This window comes from Streptomyces sp. S.PB5, from assembly GCF_030403745.1.
Classification (GTDB): Bacteria; Actinomycetota; Actinomycetes; order Streptomycetales; family Streptomycetaceae; genus Streptomyces.
This window is the reverse complement of the sequence record NZ_JAQMWP010000060.1, coordinates 1-1,331: the sequence shown is the minus strand read 5'-3', so window position 1 is coordinate 1,331 and position 1,331 is coordinate 1. Positions and strand designations below refer to the sequence as shown.

Below are 1,331 nucleotides of genomic sequence, written 5' to 3'. Positions count from 1 at the left end.
TGAGCCTCCCCTCGTAGCGTGGAGACCGTGACCGGAGGGATAGTTGAGGGTCGTGGGATCCAGGAAACGCATCTACAACGCGGAGTTCCGCGAGGGGGCAGTACGGATCGTGACGGAGACCGGGAAGCCGATCCCGGAAGTGGCCGAGGAACTCGGTGTGCATCCGGGGACGCTGCACAGCTGGGTGTCGCGGGCCAAGCGCAACGGTTCGCCGTCGTCGGACACGCCCGTCCAGGCATCCGTGGGAGCAGGCTCGGGTGGCCGGTTGCGGGAGGGCGAGCGGGCCGAGCTGGAGCGGCTGCGGGCCGAGGCCCGGGAGAAGGACAAGCGCATCCGCGAGCTGGAGATGGAGCGTGATGTGTGCAAGCGATTCGTGGCCTTGTGGGTGAAGTAGCTGAGGCAGACCCGGCCGTGGCGGTCAGGGTGATCAGCAGCTGCAAGGCCGAACAGAAGATTCCGCACCGCATCGGCTGCCGGGCGCTGGGCGTGTCCGAGTCCTGGTTCTACAAGTGGCGCGATCGTGAACCGACCGCGCGGGAGGTGCGCCGGCAGCACCTGGCGGAGGAGATCGAGGAGATCTTCCAGCGGTCCGGGGGCACCTATGGCTCGCCGAAGGTGTTCCTCGAGCTGGTCCGGCGCGGCTGGCGGGTGTCGGTGAACACGGTCGCCAAGGTCATGGCCGAACTCGGTCTGGCGGGACGGAAGATCAGGCGGCGCCGGTCGCTGACCAGGCCGGGCAAGCGGCCGGCCGCCGCGGACTTCGTGCGCCGGGACTTCACCGCCGAGGAGCCCGACCTGGTCTGGTGCGGCGATCTCACCGAGATCGAAACCGGCGAGGGCAAGCTGTACTTGGCGACGGTCATCGACTTGTTCTCCCGCCGCTTGCTGGGCTACGCGATGGCCGAGCGTCACGACGCCGACCTGGTCGTCGCGTCCCTGAACATGGCCGCGGCCACCCGCGGCGGCGACGTGCGCGGCGTAATCATGCACACGGACAGGGGCAGCGAGTACTGCTCGCGGCGGTTCAAGCGGGCCTGCCGCAAGCTCGGTGTGGTGCAGTCCATGGGCAGAGTCGGATCTTGCTTCGACAACGCCGTGAGCGAGGCGTTCAACAGCGTCCTCAAAGTCGAGTACGTACACCGCCACACCTTCGCCACCCGCAATGAGGCCCGCATCAAGATCGCCACCTGGATCACCGACTTCTACAACGCCAGGCGACTACACAGCGTGTGCGGGTTCAAGAGCCCGATCGACTACGAACGTGACTACCGAGCCACCCTCACCGAGGGACTGGCCGCATAGATCGTCTCCACGCTGCGAGGGGATTGACA

2 protein-coding genes are annotated in these 1,331 nt (G+C 67.1%); both read left to right on the top strand.

Annotated elements, in window-relative coordinates; genetic code table 11:
• Nucleotides 1–52 precede the first annotated feature (52 nt).
• Entirely contained in the window at nt 53–394 is a 342-nt protein-coding gene (locus PH203_RS49550) for a transposase (RefSeq protein WP_289929533.1), read from the top strand.
• A gap of 17 nt (nt 395–411) precedes the next feature.
• Entirely contained in the window at nt 412–1,302 is an 891-nt protein-coding gene (locus PH203_RS49545) for an IS3 family transposase (RefSeq protein WP_289929531.1), read from the top strand.
• Nucleotides 1,303–1,331: the final 29 nt, after the last annotated feature.